The sequence below is a fragment of the Pantoea sp. CFCC18177 genome, from assembly GCF_059412425.1.
In genome coordinates, this window is the sequence record NZ_JBNBPL010000001.1 from 148,034 (window position 1) to 166,343 (window position 18,310).

An 18,310-nucleotide genomic window follows, 5' to 3' on the forward strand; every position below is an offset into this window, starting at 1 on the left:
GTTGGGCGCACCGCACCAGGGTGCGCCCTTCAACTCCGATGCTAAGGCATAAAAAACATCGGTTTTAATGCAGCACTGACCGGGCTGTTATCCGCGTTTGACGGCATCAAATCTTTCATCGAGGCCCACCAGCGCTGGCATATTTCGGTATTCGCCACCGCTTCCCAGCGCGCTTCTGATTCAATCTCCACGCTGGCGAACAACAGGTCACGCTCGGCATCCAGCCAAATCGCATAGTTGTGCGCACCGTGGGCCTTCAACGTTGCTTCCAACTCCGGCCAGATGGGCGAGTGTCGGCGCAAGTACTCATCGTGACAGTGCGCATGCACCTGCATCACAAAGGCTTTACGCAACATCGCTGCGCTCCGCCTGCAGTGCCGCTGGCCAGGGTTTGACATTAAAGCGTTCACCCAAGGCGACCAACTGTTCCGTGGTGATACTCTGGCGAATGCCGCCCATCGACAAGGCTTTCACCACCACTTCAGAGGACTTCTCTGCGGTATCGATCAGGCCAAAAGTTTCATCCAGATTCGGGCCTGCACCAAAGATACCGTGGAACGGCCACATCACCAGACTGTGTGATGCCATGGCATCCGCAGTAGCCTGGCCGATCTGATCGGTACCCGGCACCATCCACGGCAGGATGCCAACGCCATCCGGGAACACCACCAGACACTCGGTGCTGCCTTCCCACAGCAAACGGGTGAAGCGTGCAGAATCAAGGTTCACCACATAACTCAACGCCATAAAATTCGTGGCATGGCAGTGCATAATGACGCGGTCAGCGCCGTTAGAGACCTGCTTGCGCACGCTGTGCGACTGGAAATGAGCCGCCAGCTCTGACGTTGGCAAGCCACCGTGACTCAAACCCCAGTGAATTTTGTAGGACAGCCCTTTGTCGTCAACCTGAAGTAACGCCAGGCAGTCGGCGGGATCAAGCTGCACATTGCGGAAAAATTTGCCCGAGCCGGTCACCAGGAACCAGTCATTCGCCAGTGCCGGTGCGGGTTTGGTTAACTCGATGCAGCGCGGTTCGGCATAAAAATCAGCTGACCAGGCCAGCGCCTCTTCCGGCAGCAAGCGCAAACTGACATTGCCCCCGTTGCGCTCGTCCCAGCCTTTTAACCACATATCACTGGTCGCCTTGACCATATCCTGCACAAATGAAGAAGCGAGAATCGTGTTTTGCATGGGTTATCCCTTAACGTAGACGCAGTGTTTGTTGTTCATAATGACGGACTTCGCTGAGCCAACTGGCATCAGCAGGGACATCGTGACGCAAGCACCAGGCTTCCCAGACAGCCTGCCATGGCAATGACTTTTGCTCCTCCAGCAGCGCCAGACGTGCGGTGTAATCCCCCTCCTGCTCCAGTTTGCGCAGTTGGTCACTCGGCTCCAACAGCGCACGCAGTAACGCCTTTTTGGCATTGCGGGTACCAATCACCCACGCCGCGATGCGGTTGATAGAAGCATCAAAGAAGTCGAGGCCGATATGCACTTTGTTGAACAGCTTGTTACGCGCAATTTCAGTGGCAATAGCCTGGGTTTCATCATCCAGCAGCACCACATGGTCGCTGTCCCAACGCACCGGACGGCTGACGTGCAATAACAGGCGCGGGACATACAGCATCGCGGTGGAGATTTTGTCGGAGATCACTTCAGTGGGATGGAAATGCCCGGCATCAAGCGTCAGCGCGGTCTGGCGGCTGGCAGCGTAGCCAAGGCAAAACTCATTGGATCCCACGGTGTAACTCTCGGCACCAATCCCGAATAACTTACTTTCGACGGCGTCGATATGATGACTGGCATCGAGTTTTTCGCTGATCACTTCATCCAGCGCGCTGGCTAAACGTTCACGCGGCGCCAGGCGATCAATGGTGAGATCTTTCATACCGTCCGGAACCCAGATGTTCATCACTGAGGGCGTGCCCAGTTGTTCACCAAAATGTGCCGAGATGCGGCGACTGGCCTTGCAGTGATCAATCCAGAACTGGCGGATGCCTTTGTCAGCGTGTGACAGGGTAAAACCATCGGCACTTAAAGGATGCGAGAAGCAGCTTGGATTAAAATCGAGCCCTAATTTATGCTGTTTTGCCCACTCCACCCAGTGGCTGAAGTGTTGCGGTTCGATAGCATCACGTTCTACCGGCGTGTCGCTTTCCAGATAGATGGCGTGCAGATTGAGGCGCTTAGCGCCTGGAATCAGCGACATGGCTTTTTCGATATCGGCGCGCAGTTCATGCGCATTACGCGCGCGTCCCGGATAGTTACCTGTGGCCTGAATCCCGCCGGTGAGTTCGCCGTTGGGGTTTTCGAAGCCGCGCACGTCATCCCCTTGCCAGCAGTGCATCGACACAGGAATCCCATCCAATTGCGTCATCACCTGCTCCACATCAATTCCTACGGCAGCGTAACGTTGTTTAGCCAGTTCATAAGCTTGTTCAATCAGCTTTGTCATAAGCAAGTTCCTTAGCAGGTTGGCTCAGCGCGGAAAATCGTGCCTGGTGGGCTGCGAAGACGCTTGAGCGCTGAGGTTCAAAAGTTTCTAACGGGAAATTCTGGCTGATGCAGCGGCGTAAATCGGCCACATCGCGCAACTCACCGAGTGCAATCAGCTGGCAGCCGACATTCCCCAGGGTTGAGGCTTCAATCGGTCCGGCGAGTACCGGTAACTGACAGGCATCGGCGCATAACTGGTTCAACAGCGGATTCTGGCTCCCCCCGCCCACCACATGGAGCTGGCGTATTGGCGCATCGCGCAACTGGCTAAGCTCGCCGATCACCTGGCGGTACAGCAACGCCAGGCTGTCAAAGATGGTGCGCGCAAGAGCCGCAGGGGTGTGCGGAATTGGCATATGTTGCTCGGCACAGGCGTTCTGTATTTCCTGCACCATGCTATTGGGATTAATAAAACGGTGGTGGTTGGGATTGATCAACGTGCGACAGGCGGGCTCTTGCGCTGCCTCGCCAATCAAGACGCAGAGATCTGAGATATGCAGCTCACTGCATACGCGCTGGAGGAGCCATAAGCCCATGATATTCTTTAATACCCGGTAACCCTCTGCACCGCCTTCATTGGTGATGTTGGCTTTCAACGCAGCGGCGCTGACACAGGGCTGCAAACTTTCAATGCCCATTAACGACCAGGTGCCGGAGCTGAGGTAGGCAGCATCATCCTGCATCAGTGGCGTGGCGACTACCGCACTGGCGGTGTCGTGGGTTGCCACGGCAATAACGGGAATCGCTTTACCCGTGGCATTTGACCAGTAACCCACGGTGTTGCCTGGCGCGCTGGGCTTGCCAAACCAGGCGGCATCAACGCCCGCCCAGGCCAGCAGATCGCTGTCCCACTCACCGGTTTCGATGTTCAGTAACTGCGTGGTGGTGGCGTTGGTGTATTCCCAGTTCATCCTGCCGGTCAGACGGTAATGCAGATAATCCGGGATCATCAGCGCGTGTTTCACCTGCGCTTGCCAGTCTGGCTGCTGCTGGTGCAGCGCGCGCAGTTGATAGATCGTGTTGAAGGGCAGAAACTGAATGCCGGTGCGTTGGTAGATGGCCGCCTTTCCGAGATCGTTGATGGCCTGCGACATCTGCCCGTCAGTGCGCGGGTCACGATAACTCACCGCCTCACCGACACGATTCCCGTTGGCATCCAGCAGCACCAGGTCCACGCCCCAGGTATCAATACCGATACTGTCCAGCACGATGCCCTCATCATCCAGCTGTGCTAACCCAGCCCGAATCTCTTGCTCCAGACGGTCAAGGTCCCAGCAGTCGTAGCCCGCACGGCGTATACGTTGATTGGGAAAGCGGCACACTTCACGCAGGCTTAGCTTTTGGCTGGTCGAGGTCCACTGCGCGAGCATCACGCGCCCGCTGGATGCGCCTAAATCAATGGCAACAATGTTACGCATACTCATGGCGTTTCTTCCTGTGATGAGAGGGCTCTAGCGTATAAATCCTGAGGTTCTGGCACCTTCCCCTTACTGCCAGCGCGTGAAAGTGTCTGGCAGACGGGCAAAGATGATCGTGAGAGAGCTCACAGAACCGCATCAGGGTAGAGTTGTGAGCGTTACCGCATTTCCATCAAACACTTGGGCGATCTTGAATAAAACGCCATTTTCCTGCGCTGGACGGTTCAAATTTCAAGGTAAGGTGCCGAACGCCTGAGTAGACTCGGTTGCAAAGTTGTTAACGAGAGGCGCATCATGACCGTTTTGCACAGTACAGATTTCTTTCCTGAGGGAAACTACGCGATTGCCATTGAGCCGCGCGTACCGCAGTCGGCCTTCCCCGAACATCATCATGATTTCCATGAAATTGTGCTGGTTGAACAAGGTTCCGGCATCCACGTGTTTAATGGTCAGCCGCAAACCTTATGTGCCGGTTGCGTCTGTTTTATCCGCGATCACGACCGTCATCTGTATGAACAAACGGACAATCTGTGTCTGACCAATGTGCTGTATCGCAGTCCCGCGGCGTTTCGCTTTCTTTCCGGCTTGCAGTCACTGCTGCCGGGAGAAGAGGATGGCAACTACAGTTCGCACTGGCGTATTAACAACAAGGTTATGGCGCAGGCGTTGCACATTGTGACGCAGATGAAGCAGCAAGCGATCTGGTCACTGGAGCGCCAGGCGCACCAGGAGCAACTGTTTTTGCAACTGCTGGTGCTGCTGCGCGAAGCCGGTCACAACGATCAAGCGCAGGATCAGGAAGCACGTCTGCATCGGTTGCTGGACTGGCTCAATGAGCACTACAGTGAAGATATCGTGTGGGATGCGTTGGCCGATCGTTTCTCGCTGTCGTTGCGTACGCTGCATCGTCAGATGAAACAGCAAACGGGTAATACGCCGCAGCGCTATCTCAATCGGTTGCGTCTACTGCAGGCAAGACATCTATTGCGTCATAGTGATATGCGCATTACCGACATCGCTTACCAGTGTGGATTTGGTGATAGCAACCACTTTTCTACCCTGTTCCGGCGAGAATTTGGCTGCGCGCCCCGAGCGGAGCGCCAGCAGATGATGTAATCGGAGTTTTTCATGTCGCTGATATTGAAGCGCGAAGACTATTTCCCGGCCACCAGTCTGCCGATAGCGGTGGCCGAACGCATGCCGCAACCCTCCTTCCCCCCTCATCGCCATGAGTTCAGTGAGATTGTCATTGTCTGGCGTGGCAATGGCTTGCATGTGCTGAACGATCGCCCCTGGCTGATTACCTGCGGGGACGTGTTCTACATCCGTGATAATGACTGTCACAGCTATGACAGCGTCAACGATTTGGCGTTGGATAACATCCTTTACTGCCGCGATCGTTTCCGTTTGAGTCTGGACTGGAGCCAACTGCTGCCACCGGAAGAGGCTGATGCGCCCAGCTGCTGGCGCTTAACCACGCGCGGCATGGCGCTGGCGCGCGGAGTGATCAGTCAACTTGAACGCGAAAGCCGCAAAAGTGATTCATTATCCATTCAACTTTCTGAAGCGCTGTTCCTGCAATTAGCGTTGATATTGCGTCGCCATGGCTATGCCGCCGATCGCCCGTGGGCGCTGCCAGAGGGAGAACAGCTCGATCTACTGATGTCGGCTTTACAAGGCGCGCTGCATCGTCCGTTCGATCTCAATCTGTTCTGCCAGCAAAATCAACTCAATGAACGTGCACTGAAACAGCTTTTCCGGCAACAAACAGGAATGACGGTTGGGCACTATTTGCGCCAGCTGCAATTGTGTCAGGCGAAGTATCTGCTGCGCACTCAGGATTGTTTGATCAGTGAAGTCGCCGCACGCTGCGGCTTTGATGACAGTAACTACTTTTCGGTGGTGTTCACGCGGGATACCGGCTTGACGCCGAGTGCCTGGCGTCAGCGCTTTGTGCCACAGCGCGAGCCTCAGGACACCTCAAAAGCCTGACGATGCAGATAGCACGTCAGGCTCTCATGGCGTCTTTAGTTAGCCATGCCCAAGCCGACAATGTTTGCGGCGATGATGATCACCACACACCCCAGGGACAACACGCGCACCGGACGTTTCCCTACCGCATTCCATTCTTTCAAAATCAAGCCAACCAGCCCGCCGCACAATACATACAGGCTCATGTGCAGCATCCAGCTGACAAAATCATACTGTGGCGGGATCTTGGCGTGGCCCCACGCATAGAAGAAGAACTGCAGATACCACATGGTGCCGCCAAGAACCGCGAAGGCGATGTTGGCTATCAGCATCGGTTTGGCCACCGAGAAATCCCGACGAACCGACAATTCTGGTTTCACCGCCAGGCGGATAAAGCAGAATGCCAGATTCACCAACGCCCCGCCGCCCATAATCACCACATAGCTCGGCAGTGCCACATACAGCGGGTCAATGCCCAGGTTCGCCGCTGCTTCATGCATCGGTTTTGCTGCATCCATGGCGAACGACATGCCCGCCGAGAAGATGCCGCACAGCACCGCCAGCACTAACCCTTTCTTCAGGTTAAACTCTTCCGCATTGATGCCAAGTGCACGCTCTTTTAACAACCCCGCACGCGAGACAATCGCCACCCCCACTAACGCCACCAACACGCCGAGCAGTGTCATTCGTCCACCCGGTGAACTGAACAGCTCAACGAAGCGGCCCTGCAGTAGCGGTGTCATCAGCGTGCCGACCACCAGCGTAATCCCGATGGCAATCCCGATGCCCATCGACATGCCGAGATAACGCATGGTCAAACCGTAGTTGATGTTCCCGACGCCCCACATGGCACCAAACAGAAACACCGGCAACAGTTGCGAGAGGCTAAAACTGCTGTAGTACGCCCAGAAGTTGGGCAGCAGCACGGCACTGACCGCCCATGGCAGGATCAGCCACGACATCACGCCACCCACTGACCACATTGTTTCCCATGACCACTTTTTTACCTGCTTAAACGGAGCATAAAAACATGCGGCACTGGCGGCACCCACCAGATGCCATAAAATACCGGCAAGAATGGCACTGTTCATTGTTATTCCTTCGTAAGGTTGAGGCCCACAGGAAACCGAGAGTTTCCCGATTACTGGCAGTCTACGGTGCGCCGCTTTTCGTCAGCCTTTGAATGGCTGCCGGAAAGCGTAGAGTGCTGGCAATATTCGGCGGGTCTTCAACACCAGGATCACAAAATCGGTTTTGCAGTTAAAACAGCGATTATTTTTTATAAGTGACTTATTATTGGGGATATTTTTCTTTTTTGTTGTGTTGATCAACACAGTTTTTGACTGACTGCCAGCTTGCTGCGTAACATGGCACCCATACAAAGTCGGCCTCTGTGCTTCCCCAGGAGACGTTATCGCCGTATAACGTTGGAAAAATCATCGGAACGAAGGATTGAGATGAATAGCAAAAGGTTGACGCTGCTGCTGTCACACCCGGTAAGCCGCGTGATGCTGGATGACATCCGCGCCATCGTACCGCCTCAGGCGTTGAACGTTTTCATTAATGGATTAGATGAAGATCGCTATGCCACACTCGATTGTGTTCAGAGTGAAGAGAACTGCGCCTTGCTGGCGTCGGCGATTGTGGTGTGGCGTCAACTCGGGCACGTTCACCGTATTCATTATCAAAAAGGCGAACATCTGCGCCAGGTAGATGACGCTACGCAATTCCAGTTATTTAGTATGATGAAGACGCACCGCGCCATCGTTCAACTCGCTTAACACTCAGGATCGCTATGAAAATCGGACTGCTTTTCCCCATTGCCATCATCATTGCTGGCGTCAGTTTCCTTGCCTGGTTTATCGCCAGTGGCGCCGCGATGCCCGGTTCCTGAGTTTTTAAGAACAATTCCTTCGGATTGCTAACCCGCTGAATGCGCGGCATTTCATCAGGAATGCTGCGTCTGTCGTGCTGTTCTTCCCTTCTCTGCCATCCCCTCATCTGCGCTGGCAATGACAAAAAGGTGCTACACCTTGATCTGTTTCACTCTGCATTTCACACAAAATTAACGAAACCGATCGCGGAGCCCTACATATGACAACACACCATCAACATTACATTAATGGCGCGTTTGTAGCCGACCAGCATGATAAATGGATTGAAGTGATCAACCCTGCCACCGAAGCGCTGCTCTCACGCATCCCTGAAGGCACCCGGCAAGACGCCGCACAGGCGATTGCTGCTGCAGAAGCTGCGCAACCCGGTTGGGAAGCGCTGCCCGCAGTGGAGCGTGGTCAATGGCTGCGTAAGATTGCCACCGCTATTCGTCAGCGTGAGCCGGAACTCACCGCCACCATCGTGGCAGAAGGCGGTAAGACGCAAGGCCTGGCGCAAACCGAAGTGATGTTCACCGCCGATTATCTGGACTATATGTCCGAGTGGGCGCGTCGTTACGAAGGCGAAATCGTTAACAGCGACCGCCCAAATGAAAACATTTTCGTGTTTAAGAAAGCCATCGGCGTCACCACGGGCATCCTGCCATGGAACTTCCCGTTTTTCCTGATTGCGCGTAAAGCGGCGCCTGCCCTGATCACCGGCAATACCATCGCCATCAAACCCAGCGAGTTGACGCCAAACAACGCGGCTATTTTTGCCCAAATTATCGATGAGATTGGTCTGCCGAAAGGTGTAATCAACTTCGTGTATGGCTACGGTCCAGAAGTGGGCCAGGAACTGGCCGCTAACCCTACCGTGGGTTTGGTCAGTTTAACGGGCAGCGTAGGTGCGGGCATCGCCACCATGGAAGCGGCGGCCAAAAATGTCACCAAAGTGTCGCTGGAACTCGGCGGTAAGGCTCCAGCTATCGTGATGGATGACGCCGATCTTGAACTGGCGGTAAAAGCGATTGTCAGCTCTCGCGTGATCAATACCGGACAAGTGTGTAACTGTGCAGAACGTGTTTATGTGCAGGAAGGCATTTACGACCGCTTTATCACTGCGCTCACCGCGGCGATGAAACAAGTGAAATTCGGTAACCCGGCGGAACAAACTGATATCGATATGGGGCCGCTGATCACAGCAGCGGCGCTCGGGCGCGTAGAGCAGAAGGTGGCCAATGCGGTAGCGGACGGCGGTAAAGTGGTGTTAGGCGGCAAACGCGCAGGCGACAAAGGCTTCTACTTTGAGCCCACCATCATTACCGGCGTGCGTCAGGAGATGGAGATCATGCGTGAAGAGATCTTTGGACCCGTCCTGCCGGTGATGACATTTAAGACGCTGGATGAAGCAGTGGCATTGGCCAATGACTGCGAGTATGGCCTGACCTCATCGATTTATACCCAGAATCTGAACACCGCAATGATCGCGCTGCGTCAGCTGAAGTTTGGCGAAACTTACATCAATCGCGAAAACTTCGAAGCGATGCAAGGCTTCCATGCGGGCTGGCGTAAATCGGGAATTGGCGGTGCCGATGGACGTCATGGTCTGGAGGAGTATCTGCAAACACACGTGGCGTATTTGCAGTTCTCTTAATTAAAACTTCAGGCTGGCACCCTGCCAGCCTGAAGTTTGCAGGGAAACGTAGCGGCGCAATTTATTGCGCAAACAGGGGGCGGCCTTCAGGCCGCCCCCGCAACTCAGGACACGCGCTTCTGGCTGCGCAGCAGTGCCAATCCACTTAGCACTGACATCGCCATCAGGTAGTAACCTGGTGCCAGGCTGGTACCTGTCGCATTGATCAACAGCGTACAAATCAACGGTGCAAAGCCACCAAATACCGTCACTGCCACGTTATAGCTGATCGCCATGCCGCTGGCTCGGGTACCAATCGGGAACAAGTCCGCCATCACCGAGGGCACGGTCGAGAAGTAGATCGACTTAAGCAAGGCCATCCAGCACACCAAAATAATCAGGGTGGTCGGCGTGGTGTGATTGACCACCAGTTTGAACGCCGGATAGATAGTGACGATCAGCAAAATCAGTGAGCCCCACATCAGCGGCACACGTCCTACACGCTCTGCCCACAACCCCATGACTGGCGTCACAACGGTAAGAATCACGCCCGCCAGCAAAGTAGCGGTAAAGGCAACCGAACCGGATAAATGCAGATTTTTGGTGGCGTAGGTCGGCACGTAGTTCAGCATATAGTTGACTGCCGTTGAGATCACCATCAGGCCAATCGCCAACAACATCAGCTCTTTCTGACGCCCAAACAGACGCTTGAGCGGTGCGGCTTCAGGCTGTTGTGCCTCGAAGCTGGCAGGTTCATGCACGTGGCGACGGATATAAATCCCTAACGGACCAATCAACAGGCCGAAGGCAAACGGTATACGCCAGCCCCACTCCTGAATCTGGCTTTCACTGAGGATCTGCGTCAGCCCAAGGCCAAACGCCGAAGCCATCAAAGTACTGGCACCCTGTGTAGCAAACTGCCAACTGGCGATAAAGGCTTTGCGCTCGGGAAAATGTTCCACCAGAAACGCGGTTGAGCTGCCAAATTCCCCGCCCGCAGAGAACCCCTGCACCAGACGCGCCAGCAAAATCAGAATCGGTGCCATCAAACCAATACTGGCGTAACCCGGCATAAAGGTAATCACCGCGCCGCCCAACATCATCAGGTTGATCGATAACAGTAAGGCTTTTTTACGACCATGACGGTCGGCATAGTTACCCAATACAATTGCGCCCAGCGGACGGATCAGGAATGAAACACCGAAGCTGCCAAACGTCAGTAACAACGACACCGAGGGGTCGCTGGTTGGGAAGAAAGCATGGGCAATATAGCTGGCAAAGAAGCCATACACCGCGATATCAAACCACTCCAGCGCATTACCGATACAGGTGGCAAACAGCGTTTTGTGCAGATTTGGCTTGGTCGCACTCAGCGGTGCCGCCGTGTTGAGGGTGCTCATGCTGCACCTCCTGTATGTTTACGATGCTGTGCCACTAAATCGCTGCCTTTCTCACCGAGATCCCACAGCAGCCGGGTCATCATTTGCAGACCTTCACGCGCGATCGACTTCAACATATTTTCGTTGACGCCATGCTGACCACAGGCCGGATAAGAGTGCGGAACCCATAGCGTGGGGAGGCCGAGAATGTCGGAGAACACTTCGTTAGGCAGTGAGCCGCCCAGATTCGGTAACAGCGCCGGCTTTTTGCCGCTGGTTTCTGCCATGCTGGATAACACCCAATCCACCAGCGGATCGGTCGGATCCAGCCTGGTGGCCGGTGATCCCCGCATAAACTCGACCTTCACATAGCCAAAGCTCTGCTGCGCAAGATGGTCGCTGATATGTTGCGCCAGATTCTGCCAATCGGTGCCGACCACAAAGCGCAGCTGACATACCGCTGTTGCTTCACCAGGGATGGCATTCATCGGTCGCGCGGGGTTACCGGTCAGGAATGACAGCACCTCCAAGGTATTCCAACCGTACAGACGCTCTGTTGGCGTCAATAACGGCTCGCCCCAGTTCGCGTCGATTTCGGGGTCGCCTGGCATGCCACCCACTTCGATATCACTGAGGATGTCGCGCACCTGCTGGGTCAGCGAATTCGGTTTTAGCGCTTCAACCTGTAACACGCCCTGCGCGTTAACCAGTGAGGCAATGGCATTCGCCAGTTGTGTACCCGGATTGGTGAGTAAGCCACCCCAGTTGCCAGAGTGGTAGGCGTTGTCGCGGGCGGTAATGGTCAGACGGAAATTCACCGCGCCGCGTGAGCCGAGGAATAAAGTCGGTCGCACCGCATTCAAACGCGGACCATCGGAAGCGATAAACAGGTCCGCTTTTAACAGTTCACCATGCTGCTGGCACAGTTGCGCCAGACCCGGTGAGCTGATCTCTTCGCCCATCTCAAACAGCAGTTTGCAGTTAAAGCCGAGGCGGCCACCGCGCGCTTGGAACACCTGCTCCAACGCCGCCAGATTCACACAGTGCTGGCCTTTGTTGTCTGCGCTGCCGCGCGCGTACCAACGATCGCCTTCTTCGACCAACTGCCAGGGCGATAAACCTTCGCGCCAGTTTTCATCATCGCCGAATACCACATCACCATGCCCGTAACTCAGCAAGGTCGGCAATGCGGGATCTTCGATGCGCACGGCCACCAGGAAAGGACGATGAGCGGCTTCGCTGTTCTCAATAAAATGCAGGGTAAAGCCCAGCGCAATCAGCTGCGGGCCAATCTCATCCTGTAAATAACGCTGTAATTCGCTGTCGCGATCCTGACGCTGGCTTTCGGTACGCTGCGTGACGCGCCGTGCCAGTATCCGCTGAAATTCCCCGCTATCGAACCAGGCGGTGGCCTGTTGTACCGCGTGTTGTGCTGTCATGTTTGCTGATCTTTTATTCGTATTATGGTTTTGTCATCTTTGCTGAAACACTGCTTTGCCACAATTATCAATTTATCGAGTAAGATTTGCTTTTAAAGCAAAGCTTGGTTGCCCGTTTTCGAGGCATGCACCAGCATGAGGCACGCGCATGTTAAGTAATGAAATCCGCTATTTTCTCGCTGTCGCCAATACGGGATCGCTCAGTGCGGCCAGCGAACAGCTGTTTGTTGCCGTCTCCGCCATCAGCCGTCAGATTCAACGCCTGGAAACTCAGGTTGGCGTGCCGCTGTTTGAACGCCATGCCCGGGGCATGGTACTGAACGAAGCCGGGGAAATTTTTGCCAGTCACGTGCGCAAAAACATGCTGGATATGGAGTATGCGCTGGCGGAGATCAAAGGGCTGAAAGCCGTGCGCCGCACGCAAATACGCGTTGCCTGCACCGATGGCTTGGCTTTCACGCTGTTGCCCACGCTGATAGCCACCTTTCGCGAAGGCAATCCAGGTATTTTGTTTGATATTAAAGTCGCCAGCACGCAAGGCGTGGCGGAACTGTTACGCAGCGGCGAGTGCGATGTCGCGTTGCAATTCAGCCTACACGCTGAGCGCGGCGTTGAGGTTATCGGTTCCTGGCCCGCGCCGGTGCTGTTAGTGATGCATCAGACGCATCCGCTGGCCAGCTCACCACAGGTGGCTCTCAGCGACATCAGCCACTATCCGCTGGCCCTGCCACAGCAAAACACCACGGTACGCCAACTGTTCGAGCTGGCGAGCCATATGAGCGGCAACCTGATTGAGCCGGTTATTACCTGCGATACCTTTTCAACGCTGTTCCAGTTTTTACTACGTACGCCGCTGGCCTTAACGATTTGCAGTGCCTTTACGGTGTTGCAGGAGGCAGAAACCCATGGCTTGGTGCTGCGGTCGGTGGGGATTGATCAGCTTAGCCAGCGTAATCTGCAATTGCAGGCGCAATCAGGGCGGCCCCGTAGCGCCGCCCTGAATGTGTTTTTGGCTTTTTTACAGCAGCAGCTGAGTGCGTTGACTAATTCTTAATATCGACCGGATAGAAGATATGTTTGCCAAAAGGATCAATTGTATAGCCGCTGACCGACTTGCTCACCGGCTCGAAAATCGTGGAGTGCGCAATCATCACGGCAGGCATTTGGTCGTGCATGATCTGCTGTGCTTCGCGATACAGCGCTATACGCTTGTCGTGGTTCTGCTCAGCGCGCGCCTCGGTAATGATCTTCTCAAACGGTTGATAACACCATTTAGATGAGTTAGAGCCGCCGTTTGCCGAGGTGCAGCTGTAAAGTGGGCCAAAGAAGTTATCTGGATCGCCGGTTGCCGTAGTCCAGCCCATCAACGCCGCCTGATGCTCGCCGCCCTTCACGCGTTTGAGGTATTCACCCCACTCATAGCTGACAATATTGGCTTTGATGCCCACCTGCGCCCAATCGGCCTGAATCATCTCGGCCATGCGTCGCGCATTAGGATTGTAAGGACGTTGCACCGGCATCGCCCATAATGAAATTTCGGTGCCCGGCTTGATGCCAGCTTCCTGTAACAAGGCTTTGGCTTTCTGCGGGTCGTAGTCGTAATCTTTCAGATCCTTATCCGCGCTCCACACATCCGGCGGCAGGATATTTTTCGCCACGGTTCCGGTGCCTTTGAAAATCGCGTCGATGATCGCCTGCTTGTTGATGGCCATCGCCAGTGCCTGGCGTACTTTGACGTTATCCAGCGGTGCTTTGGTGGTATTGAACGACAGGAAGCCAGTGTTCAAGCCGGATTTTTGCTCCAGCGTTAAATCTGGGTTAGTGCGCATCTTGTCGAGATCGGCCGGATTAGGAAATGGCATCACCTGACACTCATTTTTCTCCAGTTTGGCATAGCGAACCGAGGCATCAGGCGTGATGGAGAAGACGATGCGGTCCAGTTTCGCTTTGCCCTGCCAGTAGTCCGGGAAGGCTTTATACAGAATGCGCGAGTCCTTCTGGTACTGCACCAACTCGAACGGTCCAGTGCCAATCGGTTCCATATCCACTTTTTCTGGCGTACCGGCTTTCAACATCTGGTCTGCGTATTCGGCTGAATGAATCGAGGCAAAATACCACGCCAGATCGGCGAGAAACGGCGCTTCGGCATGTGCCAGCGTGATGCGCACTGTATTGTCATCGACTTTATCGATGCCTTTGATCAGCTTCGATAATTCAAGGCTGTCGAAGTTAGTGTAATTGCCCCCCGAGACGTTGTGGTACGGATTTTTCGGGTCCAGTTGGCGCATAAACGAAAAGATCACATCATCGGCATTCAAATCACGCGAAGGCTCAAACAGTTTATTGCTCTGGAACTTCACGCCCTTACGCAGATGGAAGGTGTACACCGTGCCATCTGGGCTGATGTCCCAGCTTTCCGCCAGGCTGGGCACCAGCTCAGTGGTGCCGGGTTTGAAATCGACCAGCCGGTTGAAAATCGGCACGGCACTGGCATCCACACTGGTACCGGAGGTGTATAGCTGTGGATTGAAGTTTTCCGGAGACCCTTCAGAACAGTACACCAACGTCTTCGCTGACACCCCGCCAGCCAGTGCCAGACCTAAGGCACTGAGTGTGAACTTCACCATCATCTTTTTCATTTTCGACCTCGTTTTTATTGACTTCCATGAGCCCTCATCGGTATGTATTGATTATTAACATGATTTATCTGCTGTGTGTAATGCACATCGCGCAAAGCTTATAAGGAATAGTGATGACAGAGCCTCTTGTTCGCCAACTGACCCAGCGTTTCTATCGTTATCTGGCGGTCTCCAGCCAGAGCGATGCCAAATCCACCACCTTACCCAGCACCCCATCGCAACATGCTATGGCGGAACTGCTGGCAGAGGAGTTGCGTGAATTGGGTTTGAAAGATGTGGTGATTGATCAGCATGCCACCGTGACCGCGGTGAAACCTGGCAACCGGCCCAACGCACCGCGCATTGGCTTTATCACCCATATCGATACCGTGGACGTTGGCTTATCACCCGATATCCATCCACAAACCCTGGCGTTTAAAGGTGAGGATTTGTGCCTCAACAGCCAGCAAGATATCTGGCTGCGTGTGGCGGAACATCCGGAGATTGCACCTTATGTGGGTCAGGACATCATCTTCAGTGATGGCACCAGCGTGCTGGGAGCCGACAACAAAGCCGCCGTAACGGTAGTGATGACCTTGATGGAAAATCTCAAGGGCGATCATGGCGACATCGTGGTGGCGTTTGTGCCTGATGAAGAGATTGGCCTTCGCGGCGCGAAAGCTCTTGATCTGGAGACACGCTTCAACGTGGATTTCGCCTGGACCATTGACTGCTGCGAGCTGGGTGAAGTGGTGTATGAAAACTTTAATGCGGCGGCGGCTGAACTGGTGTTTACCGGTGTACCGGCGCATCCGATGTCGGGCAAAGGGGTGCTGGTTAACCCGCTGCTGATGGCACACGATTTTATTTCACGTTTTGATCGCTTAGCCACGCCTGAACATACCGAAGGCCGCGAAGGCTATATCTGGTTTAACGATATCAACGCCAATGCCAGCCGCGCGGTGCTGAAAGCTTCGATACGTGATTTCGACCTGGTCGGATTTGATGCGAAGAAACAGCAGTTGGTGGAAGTGGCGGATGAGATTGCTGCGCTCTATCCCACCGGGCATGTGGCGTTAACCATCAGCGATACCTACAGCAATATCAGCAATGCTGTGGGCGAAGATCGTCGGGCGATTGATTTGATTTTTGCGGCGTTGGATCAGGTGGGCGTGGAGCCGAAAGTGATCCCGATGCGTGGAGGCACGGACGGTGCAGCGCTGTCGGCTAAAGGCTTGTTGACGCCGAACTTCTTCACCGGCGCGCACAACTTCCACTCACGTTATGAGTTTTTACCGGTGCCATCGTTTGTGAAGTCGTATCAGGTGGCCGAAGCGTTATGTTACTTAGCCGCTAAATAATTTTGTGTGGTGATTAACCAGGTGCGCATGAATGCGCACCCTACGACTGTAGAGTCGCCATTTATGGCGACCTGGCTAACAGCTGTTATTTGCTGGCTGTTACATCAATACCCGGGAAGAATTTCGCCGCCAGCCTGGTGACAGTACCGTCAGCCTGCACTTTGCTGATCGCCGCATCCAGCTCACCCTTCAGCTTGGCATCGCCCTTACGCAGACCAAAACCAATACCAGAACCAAGGATGGTGTCATCTTCAACCGGTTTGCCGACGAAGGCGAAACCTTTGCCCTGCGGCTTATCGAGGAAGCCAGACTGTCCCGCGGCTGACATCACCAGCGTGCCGTCAAGGCGACCTGCCACCATGTCGTTATAAACCTGGTTCTGATCCTGATAAGAGGTGACGGTCACGCCCTGCGGTTCCCAGTGCTTCTTCGCGTAAGTTTCCTGGATAGAACCCTGCAGTACGCCAATGTTTTTGCCTTTCAGCGACTCCGCGGTTGGCAGCAGTTTCTCACCCTGCTTCACGATGAGCATGGTAGGAATGCGGTAGATTGGCTTGGTGAAGTCGATGCTCTTACCACGTGCTTCGGTGATGTTCATCGCCGAGTTGATGGCATCGAATTTCTTCGCTTGCAGCGCAGGGATCAGCGCATCAAAGCTGCTCTCCACCCACTTACAATCAAAGTTACCCACCTGACAAATCGCTTTGCCCAGTTCGATATCAAAACCTTCCAACTCACCCTGCGCGTTGCGGCTTTCGAACGGTGGATACTGTGATTCCAGTCCGTAACGTAAGGTTTCCTGCGCCAGCGCGTGTGCAGAAGTCAGCATACCCACAGCCACAAACAGTGCGTTTAACTTTTTCATTATTCTTCCCCTAATTACCCTTTAACCCGGCACAGCGCTTCTGCGCCAGCCTGCAGTGTTGCGTCGTCTTTCGCGAATGACAGGCGAATTAATTTATTGTCAGTGCCGTCCATATAAAACGCCGACAACGGAATGGTGGCCACACCGTGATCGACGATGAGACGTTTTACCATTTCACTGTCGCTTTCGTCACTGAAATGTCCGTAACTGGCCAACATAAAGAAGGAACCGGCACTTGGCAGCAGCTTAAATGGTGAATCTTGCATCAAGGCCAGCAGGCGATCGCGCTTTTCCTGGTAGAACGGCGAGAGCTGCAGGTAATTTTGCGGGTCCTGTAAATAGTGGGCAAAACCGACCTGCATTGGAGTATCTGCCGCATACATCATGAACTGATGCACTTTGACGATCTCCTCCATCAACGCTGCTGGCGCCAGCGCATAGCCGACGCGCCAGCCGGTGACGTGGAAAGTTTTACCAAACGAAGAGACCACCACGCTGCGCTGCGCCAGTTCCGGATGCGTTGCCATACCGCAATGGGCACGACCATCAAACAGAATGTGTTCATAAACTTCGTCTGACAGCACCACGATATCGGTGTTGCGCGTGAGTGCCGCCAGTTGTTCCAGATCAGCTGGTGTCAGCACCTGTGCGCTCGGGTTGTGCGGCGTGTTGATGATGATCATGCGGGTGCGTGGTGTGATGCTGGCACGCAGCTCATCCCAGTTGATGGCGAAATCAGGCACCTGCAGTTTCTGGCCTATCGGCGTGGCACCCTGTAAGCGCACTACTGGTGCATAACTGTCGAAGGCCGGCTCAAAGAAAATCACCTCATCACCGGGATGAACTAACGCGGAAATCGCCATATAGATGCCCTGGCTGGCACTGCCGGTGATCAGCACTTCGCTTCCTGCATCATATTGCTGGCCGTAAAGCGTGTGGACTTTCTCTGCCAGCGCTTCACGCAGTGCCGGTAAACCGGTCATGGACGCGTACTGGTTATGTCCTTCACGCATCGCTTTGCTGACCAGTTCCACCAACTTCGGATCGCAAGGGAAATTCGGTGCGCCCTGAGACAAGTTGATAGCTTTGTGCTGTGCTGACAGTTGGCCGATGACGCTAAAAATCGTCGTGCCGACATCAGGTTGTTTGGAAGAGATGTTAACACTGCTATTGAGGGTCATCGTTGCTCCGCAAGGTTGCATAACCAATTAGGTAAAGTAGATTTCTATTCAACGGCGTGCTGCTTGAGT

General features: G+C 54.4%; 17 protein-coding genes. 7 read left to right on the forward strand and 10 right to left on the reverse strand.

What is annotated here, in order from left to right; genetic code table 11:
• Window positions 1-41: 41 nt before the first annotated feature.
• From rhaM to rhaB, 4 genes are read right to left on the reverse strand one after another with little or no spacing between them, the layout of a single operon-like run.
• Window positions 42-356, reverse strand: coding sequence for an L-rhamnose mutarotase (gene rhaM, locus ACPUC8_RS00640; RefSeq protein ID WP_039334395.1), 315 nt, complete (start codon window positions 354-356; stop codon window positions 42-44).
• On the reverse strand, window positions 346-1,191 hold the full coding sequence (rhaD, locus tag ACPUC8_RS00645; protein WP_039334393.1) for a rhamnulose-1-phosphate aldolase: 846 nt from the start codon (window positions 1,189-1,191) through the stop codon (window positions 346-348). The genes rhaM and rhaD overlap by 11 nt, the downstream gene beginning before the upstream one ends.
• Before the next feature lie 10 nt (window positions 1,192-1,201).
• Window positions 1,202-2,458: an L-rhamnose isomerase gene (locus ACPUC8_RS00650; RefSeq protein WP_039334391.1), complete on the reverse strand. Its 1,257-nt coding sequence runs from the start codon at window positions 2,456-2,458 to the stop codon at window positions 1,202-1,204.
• Window positions 2,442-3,923, reverse strand: coding sequence for a rhamnulokinase (gene rhaB / locus ACPUC8_RS00655; protein WP_039334389.1), 1,482 nt, complete (start codon window positions 3,921-3,923; stop codon window positions 2,442-2,444). Before rhaB ends, ACPUC8_RS00650 begins: the two co-directional genes overlap by 17 nt.
• A gap of 288 nt (window positions 3,924-4,211) precedes the next feature.
• Between rhaB and rhaS the strand changes: the two genes are divergently transcribed.
• Together rhaS and rhaR are read left to right on the forward strand one after the other, a co-directional pair.
• On the forward strand, window positions 4,212-5,033 hold the full coding sequence (gene rhaS, locus ACPUC8_RS00660; protein ID WP_039334387.1) for an HTH-type transcriptional activator RhaS: 822 nt from the start codon (window positions 4,212-4,214) through the stop codon (window positions 5,031-5,033).
• A gap of 12 nt (window positions 5,034-5,045) precedes the next feature.
• A complete protein-coding gene (gene rhaR / locus ACPUC8_RS00665; protein WP_039334384.1) occupies window positions 5,046-5,909 on the forward strand; it encodes an HTH-type transcriptional activator RhaR in 864 nt (287 codons plus the stop codon).
• A 35-nt stretch (window positions 5,910-5,944) separates the two neighbouring features.
• Here the strand turns inward: rhaR and rhaT are convergent, their stop codons facing one another.
• Complete coding sequence (rhaT, locus tag ACPUC8_RS00670) at window positions 5,945-6,979, reverse strand: L-rhamnose/proton symporter RhaT (RefSeq protein ID WP_039334381.1); 1,035 nt, start codon at window positions 6,977-6,979, stop codon at window positions 5,945-5,947.
• A gap of 366 nt (window positions 6,980-7,345) precedes the next feature.
• On the opposite strand from rhaT, the gene ACPUC8_RS00675 reads away from it, so the two are divergent.
• The 3 genes from ACPUC8_RS00675 to aldA all read left to right on the forward strand — a co-directional run bounded on the left by ACPUC8_RS00675 (window position 7,346) and on the right by aldA (window position 9,419).
• Window positions 7,346-7,669 (forward strand): hypothetical protein, encoded by a 324-nt coding sequence (locus ACPUC8_RS00675; protein ID WP_039334379.1) that lies wholly within the window; start codon window positions 7,346-7,348, stop codon window positions 7,667-7,669.
• Between the two features lie 14 nt (window positions 7,670-7,683).
• Window positions 7,684-7,782: a YoaK family small membrane protein gene (locus ACPUC8_RS00680; protein ID WP_008108862.1), complete on the forward strand. Its 99-nt coding sequence runs from the start codon at window positions 7,684-7,686 to the stop codon at window positions 7,780-7,782.
• 200 nt (window positions 7,783-7,982) lie between these two features.
• Window positions 7,983-9,419: an aldehyde dehydrogenase gene (gene aldA, locus ACPUC8_RS00685; RefSeq protein WP_039334377.1), complete on the forward strand. Its 1,437-nt coding sequence runs from the start codon at window positions 7,983-7,985 to the stop codon at window positions 9,417-9,419.
• A gap of 104 nt (window positions 9,420-9,523) precedes the next feature.
• On the opposite strand, the gene ACPUC8_RS00690 is transcribed toward aldA, so the two are convergent.
• The gene (locus ACPUC8_RS00690; RefSeq protein WP_039334375.1) at window positions 9,524-10,798 is read right to left on the reverse strand and encodes an MFS transporter; all 1,275 of its coding nucleotides are present in this window, start codon (window positions 10,796-10,798) and stop codon (window positions 9,524-9,526) included.
• Window positions 10,795-12,216: a M20 family metallopeptidase gene (locus ACPUC8_RS00695; RefSeq protein ID WP_494925435.1), complete on the reverse strand. Its 1,422-nt coding sequence runs from the start codon at window positions 12,214-12,216 to the stop codon at window positions 10,795-10,797. The genes ACPUC8_RS00690 and ACPUC8_RS00695 overlap by 4 nt, the downstream gene beginning before the upstream one ends.
• Before the next feature lie 148 nt (window positions 12,217-12,364).
• Between ACPUC8_RS00695 and ACPUC8_RS00700 the strand changes: the two genes are divergently transcribed.
• Window positions 12,365-13,270 (forward strand): LysR family transcriptional regulator, encoded by a 906-nt coding sequence (locus ACPUC8_RS00700; RefSeq protein WP_039334371.1) that lies wholly within the window; start codon window positions 12,365-12,367, stop codon window positions 13,268-13,270.
• Here the strand turns inward: ACPUC8_RS00700 and ACPUC8_RS00705 are convergent.
• The gene (locus ACPUC8_RS00705; RefSeq protein WP_039334369.1) at window positions 13,260-14,855 is read right to left on the reverse strand and encodes an ABC transporter substrate-binding protein; all 1,596 of its coding nucleotides are present in this window, start codon (window positions 14,853-14,855) and stop codon (window positions 13,260-13,262) included. The two genes, ACPUC8_RS00700 and ACPUC8_RS00705, sit on opposite strands and share 11 nt — an antisense overlap.
• Before the next feature lie 113 nt (window positions 14,856-14,968).
• Between ACPUC8_RS00705 and pepT the strand changes: the two genes are divergently transcribed.
• Entirely contained in the window at window positions 14,969-16,195 is a 1,227-nt protein-coding gene (gene pepT / locus ACPUC8_RS00710; protein ID WP_039334366.1) for a peptidase T, read from the forward strand.
• 85 nt (window positions 16,196-16,280) lie between these two features.
• Here the strand turns inward: pepT and ACPUC8_RS00715 are convergent, their stop codons facing one another.
• Together ACPUC8_RS00715 and ACPUC8_RS00720 are read right to left on the reverse strand one after the other, a co-directional pair.
• The gene (locus tag ACPUC8_RS00715; RefSeq protein WP_039334364.1) at window positions 16,281-17,060 is read right to left on the reverse strand and encodes a transporter substrate-binding domain-containing protein; all 780 of its coding nucleotides are present in this window, start codon (window positions 17,058-17,060) and stop codon (window positions 16,281-16,283) included.
• A gap of 14 nt (window positions 17,061-17,074) precedes the next feature.
• Window positions 17,075-18,241, reverse strand: a complete 1,167-nt coding sequence (locus ACPUC8_RS00720; protein WP_494925436.1) for a methionine aminotransferase — start codon at window positions 18,239-18,241, stop codon at window positions 17,075-17,077.
• Window positions 18,242-18,310 lie beyond the last annotated feature (69 nt).